We start from the raw sequence: 242 nt of genomic DNA on the forward strand, positions 1-242 counted from the left end.
CCGAGTACAACGCCGCCGTCAGCCGCTGGGGCGCCCCGAACTGGGTCCGGCTGAAGTCCTCCAACCTGCCCGACTACTTCGTCCGGCACTCCAACGGCGCGGTCCGCATCGACCCGTACCCCTTCGACCCGTACCAGGACCAGATGTGGCGGATGGTGCCCGGCCTCGCCGACTCCTCCGCGGTGTCGTTCGAGTCGGTGAACCGCCCGGGCAACTACCTGAGGCACAGCGGCTACGTGGCC

Annotated in this window: 1 protein-coding gene; it reads left to right on the forward strand. The window is 69.4% G+C overall.

The features are described 5' to 3' along the window. Nucleotides 1–242, forward strand: a 242-nt coding sequence (locus ACVMYR_RS33230; RefSeq protein ID WP_457123716.1) for an AbfB domain-containing protein, incomplete at both ends; no start/stop codon positions are given.

This window comes from Micromonospora sp. PTRAS2 (assembly GCF_054052245.1).